This window comes from Microcella sp. (assembly GCF_051860105.1).
In the GTDB taxonomy this organism is placed as follows: Bacteria; Actinomycetota; Actinomycetes; order Actinomycetales; family Microbacteriaceae; genus Microcella.
Map to the genome: position 1 here is coordinate 1 of NZ_JBHYEO010000011.1, position 7,853 is coordinate 7,853.

The window sequence follows — 7,853 nt, forward strand, 5'->3', positions numbered from 1 at the left end:
GGCGCGGGCGGCGGCTTCCGCCCCGGCGGCGCTGCTGGCCCCGGCGGCGCGCCCGGCGGCGGCTTCAGCGGCCCGCGTCCGGGCGGCGGCGGCGGTCGTGGTCGCGGCCCCGGCGGCGGCACGGCTGGTGCCTTCGGCCGCGGTGGCGGCAAGTCGAAGGCCCGCAAGTCGAAGCGGACGAAGCGGCAAGAGTTCGAGATGCGGGAGGCCCCGTCGGTCGGCGGCGTCAGCGTTCCCCGTGGCGACGGCAAGACGGTCATCCGTCTGCGCCAGGGCGCGTCGATCACCGACTTCGCCGACAAGCTCGAGAGCGCCACGGGCATGAGCTGCCCTCCCGGCAACCTCGTGACCGTGCTCTTCCACCTCGGCGAGATGGCCACGGCCACCGAGTCGCTCGACGGCGCGACCTTCGAGGTGCTCGGCGCCGAGCTGGGCTGGCGCATCGAGATCGTGTCGCCCGAGGACGAAGACAAAGAGCTGCTCGAGGGCTTCGACATCGATCTCGATGAGGAGGACGACGAGGAGGACCTCGTCATCCGCCCGCCCGTGGTCACGGTCATGGGCCACGTCGACCACGGAAAGACCAAGCTGCTCGACGCCATCCGCGAGGCGAACGTCGTCGCGGGCGAGGCCGGCGGCATCACGCAGCACATCGGTGCGTACCAGGTGTGGACCGAGCACGAGGGCATCGAGCGCGCCATCACCTTCATCGACACCCCGGGTCACGAGGCGTTCACCGCCATGCGCGCCCGTGGTGCCCAGGTGACCGACGTCGCCATCCTCGTGGTGGCCGCCGACGACGGCATCATGCCGCAGACGGTCGAGGCGCTCAACCACGCGCAGGCCGCCGGTGTGCCGATCGTCGTCGCCGTCAACAAGGTCGACAAGGAGGGGGCGAACCCCGCCAAGGTGCGCCAGCAGCTCACCGAGTTCGGCCTCGTCGCGGAGGAGTACGGCGGAGACACCATGTTCATGGACGTCTCGGCCCTGCAGAAGATGGGTATCCGCGAACTGCTGGATGCTGTGCTCCTGACGGCGGATGCCGGCCTCGACCTGCGCGCGAACCCCGCTCGCGATGCCCGTGGTGTCGCGATCGAGGCGAAGCTCGACAAGGGACGCGGCTCGGTCGCGACCGTGCTGATCCAGGCCGGAACGCTGCGCGTCGGCGACCCGATCGTCGCCGGCACGGCCTACGGCCGCGTACGCGCGATGACCGACGAGAACGGCGACAAGGTCGAGGAGGCTTACCCCTCCCGTCCGGTGCAGGTGCAGGGCCTGTCGAGCGTCCCGCGCGCCGGCGACACCTTCATCGTCACGGACGACGACCGCACCGCCCGTCAGATCGCTGAGAAGCGCGAGGCCGCCGAGCGCAACGCCCTGCTGGCGAAGGCGCGCAAGCGCATCAGCCTCGAGGACTTCACGAAGGCACTCGAAGACGGCAAGGTCGAGTCGCTCAACCTCATCATCAAGGGCGATGTCTCGGGTGCCGTCGAGGCGCTCGAAGAGGCCGTGCTCAAGATCGAGGTCGACGACAGCGTGCAGCTGCGCATCATCCACCGCGGTGTGGGTGCCGTCACCGAGAGCGACGTCAACCTCGCGACGATCGACAACGCGATCATCGTGGGCTTCAACGTGCGCCCCGACACGAAGGCGCGCGAGCGCGCTCAGCGCGAGGGCGTCGACATCCGGTTCTACTCGGTCATCTACTCCGCCCTGGAGGAGATCGAGAGCGCGCTCAAGGGCATGCTCAAGCCCGAGTTCGAAGAGGTGCAGTCGGGTGTCGCCGAGATCCGCGAGATCTTCCGCTCGTCGAAGTTCGGCAACATCGCCGGTGTCATCGTGCGCAGCGGCACGATCACCCGCAACGCCAAGGCGCGGGTCATCCGCGACGGCGTGGTGGTCGGCGACAACCTCGCCATCGAGTCGCTGCGCCGCTTCAAGGATGACGTCACCGAGGTGCGCACCGACTTCGAGTGCGGTATCGGCCTCGGCAAGTTCAACGACATCCAGATCGGCGACGAGATCGAGACGATCGAGATGAAGGAGAAGGTCCGCGCCTAGCGCGTCCTGCGTCCGCGCCTAGCGCGTCCTGCGTCCGCGCCTAAGGCGCGACCGTCGGCGGCCCGCCGTTCCCTCGGGAGCGGCGGGCCGCATCCACCAGCATCATCAGCACCAGTCAGGAGCAGCTCATGGCAGGCAACCCCCGCGCCCGCAAGGTCGCCGACCGCATCAAAGAGGTCATCGCGCAGCGGCTCGACAAGGGTCTGCGCGACCCGCGCCTGGGCTTCGTGACGATCACCGACGTGCAGGTGACGGGCGATCTGCAGCACGCGTCGATCTTCTACACCGTGCTCGGCACCGAGCAGGAGCGCGACGACAGCGCCGCGGCACTCGCAGCGGCGACGGGGATGCTGCGCACCGAGGTCGGGCGCAACCTCAACACGCGCCTCACCCCGACGATCGAGTTCATCCTCGACGGAATCCCCGAGAACGCTGCCTCGATCGAGGCCCTGCTGCGCGAGGCGCGCGAGCGGGATGCGGCCACCGAGTCGCTCGCTGCGACGGCCGAGTACGCCGGCGACCCCGACCCCTACGTCAAGCCGCGCGATGTCGACGCGGAGCTCGACGAGCTCGACGCCGACGATGTCGACGCTGGCGACGAGCTCGAGGCCGACGAGACCCGCTAAACGGGACGCTGCGCGCGGCTCGCTAGGGCTTCGGCCCGAGGTCGATCGACCCGGTCGAGAAGATCGCGATCGCCGAGAAGACGATCCCGGGCAGCACGACGAGCGCGGCGAAGACGCTGAACAGCGTCACAGTGAACTTCTCGGTGCGGGTCATGTCGTCCTCCGGTGATCTCATCGTCGCGCTCGGGAAGTCGCAGGGCACAGCGCGCTCCGCCGCGTCGCGCTCATGATACCGACCCAGCATTCGAGTCGTCTGACGAGTGGTGTGGGGGAGAAGTCAGTCGTGCGCGTCGTTCGCCGCGGCGTCGGCGCGCGTGAGGCCGAGCAGTCCACCGCCCAGCAGTGCTACTGCCGCCATGAACAGTGCGATCGCCTGCACCGGAACGATCGGGATCGCTAGGGCGATCAGGGCGAGCACCAAAGCGGCGGCGCAGGAGAGCGCGATCGGTGCGCGCGCTGCCCGGTGCCCGGCGATCCACGCGACGGGGTCTGAGAGCAGCGCATCGCTGCGGAGGCCGATGAATCGATTGGGCGCGAGACGGCCGCGTGCTGCCAGCTCGATGATGATCGGAAAACCGATCGAGCCGATGACGATGAACACTGCAGTCAGCACGAGGGCGTCGGAACCGGTGATCTCCACGCTCTCACCGTACGGCGTGTGAGCCTCGGGACAGGTGCACGGCGCGTCACTCATGGTGCTCACCTGAGCACTGGCTTGCGCACAGACGGGAGCCATCACTACAGTCGGCGCAATCCAGTTTGTTCATGAATGTCTACAGACAAGGTGATCGATGAAGATCGCAGTGCTCGGGGGCTACGGCGTCGGCATCACGATGCGTGTGCCGCGCTGCCCGGGTTCTGGTGAGACTGTCTTGGGCGGCGCCATCAGCCACGAGCACGGGGGCAAAGGCTCGAACCAGGCGATCGCCATGGCGCGCTGGGGGGCGGATGTCTCGCTGATCACAGCGGTGGGTGACGATGCCGCCGCTCGTGCGGCGCACGAGGTGTGGGCGGCGGAGAATGTCGATGCCCGAGCCGTACTCACGGGTCGCGCGAGCACGATGAGCGGCGTCATCCTGGTCGACGACACGGGGGAGAACCGCATCGCGATCGCGCCGGGGGCACTCGACGAGCTGACGGTCACGCATATCGAGGCCTGCGCCTCTCTCATCGCGTCGGCCGAAGCTCTCGTGATCTCGCTCGAGGTGCCCATCGAGTCTGCTCAACGGGCCGCGCGCATCGCGCGAGACGCCGGAGTCCTCGTCGTGCTCAACCCCGCCCCGGCTCACGCCGTGCCCACGGAGTTCTGGAGTGATGTCGACATCCTCGTTCCCAACCAGTCCGAAGCGCGCGCGCTGGTCGCCGATGTGGAGCCCCGTGAGGTCGGGCACCCCGTGGACGACTCTCGGCTCTCGGCGCTTCTCGCCGCGCACGTCCGAGGCGCGGTCGTTCTGACGCGTGGTGCCGAAGGCGTTATCGTCACCGACCCGACGGGCACGCTCCCGATCCCGGCTCCGCACGTGGTGACCCGAGACTCCACGGGCGCCGGTGATGCCTTCGTTGCGGTGCTGACGGTGGAGTACCTCGAGCACGGAGACCTCCGGCGGGCCGCGGAGACGGCCTGCGCTGCCGCCGCGCTCTCCGTCACCAGACCGGGGGTCGTGGACGGCCTGCCCCGCCGCGACGATGTGCGGGCTATCGCGGCGGTGCAGGTATGAACGGCGACGAGGGCTCGATGGCGGCCGATCTCGCGCCGGTCATCCAGCACACGCTCATCACGTCCGATCTCACGACCGACCGGATCGTTGCTCACGCCCGCGAATGCGTCGAGTGGGGCTTCAGCGCGGCGATGGTTCCGGGTTCGTGGGTGCGGGAGGCGGCCGCCGAGCTCCGGGGCACGGGGGTCATCGTGGCCTCGGCCCTCGACTTTCCCACCGTGGGGGTGACGACGACGCGGGGCAAGGCCGCGGAAGCCGAGGAGCTCGTTCGCCTCGGTGCCCAGCAGATCGACATCGGCGTGCAGATCGGCTGGCTGAAGAGCGGCCGGTACGACGACTTCCGTAACGACATCGCCGCCGTCGTCGAGGCCGCCGGTGTACCCATCAAAGTCATGCTCGAACTGCCGATGCTGTCGCCGGCTGAACGGGATGCTGCGGTCGAACTGGCCATGGACGCGGGTGTCGCCTACCTCAAGAACGCCAGTAGCGGTGCCGTCGAGATCGCCAACGAGGCGAGCATCGCGTACCTCGCCTCCCGCTGTCGCCCGGGAGTGCTCGTGAAGGCCTCGGGCGGCATCAGCACTGCCGAGCAGGTGCGCGAACTGATCTCCGCTGGGGCCTCCCTCGTCGGCTCGAGCGCGGGTGTCGGCATCGTGCGCGGCAGCGGCACCGCGGTCGGACGGAGCTACTGAATGGCAATGTTCCAGCGCGACCGCGGCCCGGGTGAGCTCGACCGGGAGGCGCCGACGGCTCTTCACACGCAGATCTCAGACGCGATCCGGGCCGGCATCGCGGACGGAACGTGGCAGGTCGGGCTTCGGATGCCCTCAGAGCCGGAACTGGCCGCGGAGCTGTCGGTGAGCCGCGGCACGCTCCGCCGAGCGCTGTCGACACTCATCGACGAAGGGCTTCTTACCCAGACGCCGGGGCGAGGCACCTTCGTCTCGGCACGTCCGGAGCCGCCGTCGAACGAAGGCGAGCTTCGCGGGATCGCGGAAGATTTCGCCTTGCAGGGGCTTCGGGTGACCACGCGCGTACTCCGCTCCACCGTCATGCTGCCCTCCACCACCGTGGGCACGGCGCTGCACGTGCTCGCTGACGAGCCTGTCGTCGCACTTCGACGGGTGAGGAGCACGGACTCCGTGCCCATCGCTCTGCTCGACAACTACGTGCGGGCCGATTTCGCACCCGGCCTGGAGGCCGTCGACCTCGAGAACGAGACCCTGTTCGACGCACTCGAGAACCGCTACGGACTCCGGATCGGACACGCCCGGCGCCGCTTCGCAGCGCGTGCTGCGAGCACCGAGGTCGCCACCCACCTGTCGATCGCCCCGGGAACCCCAGTGCTTCACCTGCAGCAGACCACGGTTCTCACCGACGGGCGACCCGTCGAGTACTCCGACGTGTGGATCAACAGCGACGAGATCAGCGTCTCGACGCTCCTCGAACGGGCCCCTCGTCCGGAAGGCACCGCATGACCATCAAGCTCATCATCGACTGCGACACCGGATCGGATGATGCCGTCGCGATCATGGTCGGCGCGCTGCACCCCGCGCTGCAGCTCGTTGGCATCACAACCGTGAACGGCAACGTTCCCCTCGAGAACACCACGGACAACTCCCTGCGCGTCATCGACGCGATCGGCTGCTCTGTTCCTGTGCACGCGGGATGCCCGCGACCGCTTGTGCGTGACGACTTCCCCATCCCGCGCCGCGTCCTCAACGCCGGGCAGGATGAGGGGTTTCACAAGCTGCGCCTCGACCTTCCCGATCCGACCAGCACGGCGAGCGGACAGAACGCCGTTCAGGTGCTCATCGAGCACTACCTGGGCGACGAGGGCCCGGAGACCGTGCTCGTCGCGGTCGGGCCGCTCACCAACATTGCCGCCGCGCTCACGGCCGAACCCCGACTCGCGGCGCGCATCCCGCAGCTCGTCATCATGGGTGGTGCGCGCGGCTGGGGCAATGTGTCGGCCACGGCGGAGTTCAACTTCTGGGTCGACCCCGAGGCCGCGGCAACCGTGCTGTCCGCGGGGATCCGCGACGTGCTGATCGTGCCGCTCGACGCGACCCACGATGCGCCGCTCTCGCGCGCGCACTGCGATGCCTTCGAGGCGATCGGCACTCCCGGAGCTGTCTCGACAGCGCTCATGATCCGGCAGCGCATCGACACCTACCCGGGCTCGGACCACGGAACGCTCGACGCGGCTCCCGTGCACGACGCGCTCGCAGTCGCGGCACTCGTGCGCCCCGATGTGATCACCGAATGGGTGGATGCCGCAGTGACGGTCGAGACCGGTGGCCTGCACAGCGTCGGGGCCATGGTCGTCGACGACCGCGGTCGATCGACCATGGCCACCAACGCCCGCGTTGCCCTGCGTGCCGATTCGGAGATCTTCGCTGACGTTCTCGCGGAGGCGTTCCGCTCATGACCCTCTCCCTCGCAGTGCTGGCCCTGCGATCCCCAGACTCCGTTCGCGCACCTCGCGCGGGCGAAGCGCTCCACAAGAGCGAGTCCCGGTCGGCCGTCGACGATGACGGTCCGACCTCTTCGAGTGCCGGACAGCAGAGCTGCTGCCCGGTTGCCCACCCCCCTTTCGAAAGGCACGGATAATGGCTAACGCTCCCGTCGCGTCTGCTCCGAAGAAGAGCAGCCGCTTCAACCGCAACAACCTTCCGACGACCCTGATCGTCACGCTGATCCCGGTCAGCGTGGCCCTCAACATCGTCGGTGGCTACATCGCCTCGGCGCTCCGGCTCCCGGTGTACCTCGACATGATCGGCACGGCTATCTCGGCGATTGTGCTCGGACCCTGGTGGGGTGCCCTTGTGGGCATCCTCACCAACACGGGTTCGGCGCTCATCACCGGACCGGTCAGCCTGCCGTTCGCCCTCGTGAACGTCGTCGGTGCCCTCCTCTGGGGCTACGGCGTGCGCTCGTGGCGGATGGGCCGCACGATTCCCCGGTTCTTCCTGCTGAACATCATCGTGGCGGTTGCCTGCACCATCGTCGCTGCGCCGATCATCGTGCTCGTCTTCGGCGGCGCGACGGGTGCCGGCGCTGACGCGCTGACGGGCACCTTCCTGGCAGTGGGTCAGAACCTCGCGGGATCCGTGTTCTCCTCCAACATCCTGACGTCGTTGGCCGACAAGATCATCGCCGGCTTCGTCGCCCTGGCGATCATCGAAGCGTTGCCAAAGTCGTTGACGCAGAACATCGACATCGTCAAGGCAACACCACTCAAGGGCGTTCTCCTCGCCGTGGCGGGTGTCGTCGTCGGTGCCCTGATCGTCGTCGTGTTCCTCGCCATCAACGCGGGCGCCTAGAACGATCACCCCTCCCGGGCGCGCGACGATCGTAGCGGGGCCCGGGACCACCCGGGGGACCCACACCAAACCCCCACACCAAGAACGACACGCCCCAGACGCACCCGGGGGGCACCGGCACC

The 7,853-nt window shown here is 68.5% G+C and carries 9 protein-coding genes; 7 read left to right on the forward strand and 2 right to left on the reverse strand.

Features of this window, described 5'->3' with window-relative positions; genetic code table 11:
- Together infB and rbfA are read left to right on the forward strand one after the other, a co-directional pair.
- The coding region (gene infB, locus ACTIE9_RS07735) for a translation initiation factor IF-2 (protein WP_439565002.1) at window positions 1–2,061 on the forward strand (2,061 nt) is incomplete at its 5' end.
- Between the two features lie 128 nt (window positions 2,062–2,189).
- A complete protein-coding gene (gene rbfA, locus ACTIE9_RS07740) occupies window positions 2,190–2,687 on the forward strand; it encodes a 30S ribosome-binding factor RbfA (RefSeq protein WP_439565003.1) in 498 nt (165 codons plus the stop codon).
- Between the two features lie 22 nt (window positions 2,688–2,709).
- Here rbfA and ACTIE9_RS07745 read toward each other — a convergent pair whose 3' ends face one another.
- Together ACTIE9_RS07745 and ACTIE9_RS07750 are read right to left on the reverse strand one after the other, a co-directional pair.
- Window positions 2,710–2,841 (reverse strand): hypothetical protein, encoded by a 132-nt coding sequence (locus ACTIE9_RS07745; protein ID WP_439565004.1) that lies wholly within the window; start codon window positions 2,839–2,841, stop codon window positions 2,710–2,712.
- Between the two features lie 123 nt (window positions 2,842–2,964).
- Window positions 2,965–3,327, reverse strand: coding sequence for a hypothetical protein (locus tag ACTIE9_RS07750; protein WP_439565005.1), 363 nt, complete (start codon window positions 3,325–3,327; stop codon window positions 2,965–2,967).
- A 151-nt stretch (window positions 3,328–3,478) separates the two neighbouring features.
- On the opposite strand from ACTIE9_RS07750, the gene ACTIE9_RS07755 reads away from it, so the two are divergent.
- The 5 genes from ACTIE9_RS07755 to ACTIE9_RS07775 all read left to right on the forward strand — a co-directional run bounded on the left by ACTIE9_RS07755 (window position 3,479) and on the right by ACTIE9_RS07775 (window position 7,731).
- Entirely contained in the window at window positions 3,479–4,405 is a 927-nt protein-coding gene (locus tag ACTIE9_RS07755) for a ribokinase (RefSeq protein ID WP_439565006.1), read from the forward strand.
- On the forward strand, window positions 4,402–5,097 hold the full coding sequence (gene deoC, locus ACTIE9_RS07760) for a deoxyribose-phosphate aldolase (RefSeq protein ID WP_439565007.1): 696 nt from the start codon (window positions 4,402–4,404) through the stop codon (window positions 5,095–5,097). The genes ACTIE9_RS07755 and deoC overlap by 4 nt, the downstream gene beginning before the upstream one ends.
- Window positions 5,098–5,883 carry a GntR family transcriptional regulator gene (locus ACTIE9_RS07765; RefSeq protein WP_439565008.1) on the forward strand — a complete coding sequence of 262 codons (786 nt, stop codon included), beginning with the start codon at window positions 5,098–5,100 and terminating at the stop codon, window positions 5,881–5,883.
- Window positions 5,880–6,836, forward strand: a complete 957-nt coding sequence (locus ACTIE9_RS07770; protein ID WP_439565009.1) for a nucleoside hydrolase — start codon at window positions 5,880–5,882, stop codon at window positions 6,834–6,836. Before ACTIE9_RS07765 ends, ACTIE9_RS07770 begins: the two co-directional genes overlap by 4 nt.
- A gap of 181 nt (window positions 6,837–7,017) precedes the next feature.
- Window positions 7,018–7,731 (forward strand): hypothetical protein, encoded by a 714-nt coding sequence (locus ACTIE9_RS07775; RefSeq protein WP_439565010.1) that lies wholly within the window; start codon window positions 7,018–7,020, stop codon window positions 7,729–7,731.
- Window positions 7,732–7,853 lie beyond the last annotated feature (122 nt).

Excerpts from the sequence above, each read along its gene's own strand:
- ACTIE9_RS07770 (WP_439565009.1), top strand. The coding sequence starts at position 5,880 with ATGACCATCAAGCTCATCATCGACTGCGACACCGGATCGGATGATGCC.
- deoC (WP_439565007.1), top strand. The coding sequence starts at position 4,402 with ATGAACGGCGACGAGGGCTCGATGGCGGCCGATCTCGCGCCGGTCATC.
- ACTIE9_RS07775 (WP_439565010.1), top strand. The coding sequence starts at position 7,018 with ATGGCTAACGCTCCCGTCGCGTCTGCTCCGAAGAAGAGCAGCCGCTTC.
- ACTIE9_RS07755 (WP_439565006.1), top strand. The coding sequence starts at position 3,479 with ATGAAGATCGCAGTGCTCGGGGGCTACGGCGTCGGCATCACGATGCGT.
- ACTIE9_RS07745 (WP_439565004.1), bottom strand. The coding sequence starts at position 2,841 with ATGACCCGCACCGAGAAGTTCACTGTGACGCTGTTCAGCGTCTTCGCC.
- ACTIE9_RS07765 (WP_439565008.1), top strand. The coding sequence starts at position 5,098 with ATGGCAATGTTCCAGCGCGACCGCGGCCCGGGTGAGCTCGACCGGGAG.
- rbfA (WP_439565003.1), top strand. The coding sequence starts at position 2,190 with ATGGCAGGCAACCCCCGCGCCCGCAAGGTCGCCGACCGCATCAAAGAG.